The sequence below is a fragment of the Microbispora sp. CL1-1 genome (assembly GCF_012034195.1).
Lineage (GTDB): Bacteria > Actinomycetota > Actinomycetes > Streptosporangiales > Streptosporangiaceae > Microbispora.
Genome location: NZ_JAATEK010000154.1, coordinates 1 through 813, shown reverse-complemented (window position 1 = coordinate 813; position 813 = coordinate 1). Strand labels below are relative to the sequence as shown.

Annotated in this window: 2 protein-coding genes; one reads left to right on the top strand and one right to left on the bottom strand. The window is 73.8% G+C overall.

Features of this window, described 5'->3' with window-relative positions:
* On the bottom strand, positions 1-189 hold a 189-nt coding region (locus HCK04_RS40385; RefSeq protein WP_205831301.1), incomplete at its 3' end, for a hypothetical protein.
* A 360-nt stretch (positions 190-549) separates the two neighbouring features.
* Between HCK04_RS40385 and HCK04_RS41740 the strand changes: the two genes are divergently transcribed.
* Positions 550-813: hypothetical protein (locus HCK04_RS41740; RefSeq protein ID WP_205831300.1), on the top strand; the 264-nt coding region annotated here is incomplete at its 3' end.

Below are 813 nucleotides of genomic sequence, written 5' to 3'. Positions count from 1 at the left end.
CTGCCGGGTGATGCCGGCCAGGAGCAGGTGCCCGTCGTCGGCGCAGATGGCATAGCGCCACTGCCCGCCGAGCATGCCGGTGACGATGCGGCGTGCCTGGGCGGCGTGGACCATGCCCCAGCCGGGCAGGTGCGCGGGGTGCTCATCGTGCCCGAGCAACGTCGTCAGCTCCACCCGTATCTCCGGCACCGACCACGATGTCGCGCCAGGCCCACCACCAAGGCGGCCCTGCGACCGCTGAAGCTCCCCGCACCCGCGCCCACCCTCCGACTCCGACTCCGACTCAGGTGCGGCGCTCTGGTCGTGCCCTCGCTCAGACTCCGGCGCGGCCCTCCGCCCGTGCGTGTGCGTGTGCCCGTCCTCCGGTTCGGGTGCGGCGCTCTGGTCGTGTTCGTACGCGGGCGTGGCTCCGGTGCTCGGCCTCTGCTCCGTCCCTGGCTCTGGTGCGGTGCCCTGGCCGTGCTCACGCTCCTGCCTCGGTTCGGGTGCGCCCCTCCGCCCGTGCGCGTACGCGTTCCCGTCCTCCGGTTCGGGTGCGGCGCTGTTGTCGTGCCCGCGCTCGTGTTCAGGCCCTGGTTCGGGTGGGGCGCTCTGGCCGCGCTCGTGCTCGTGCTCGTGCTCCGGCTCCGGCGCGGGTGCTGTGACCTGGTCGCGCCCGTGTTCGTGCTCCGACTCGGGTCCGGTGCTCAGCCTCCGCTGGTGCTCTGCCGCTGGTTCGGAGGCGGCGCTCCGGTCGCGCTCGTACGCAGGCGTGGCTCCGGTGCTCGGCCTCTGCTCCGTCCCCGGTTGTGGTGCGGCGCTTTGGGCGTGCCC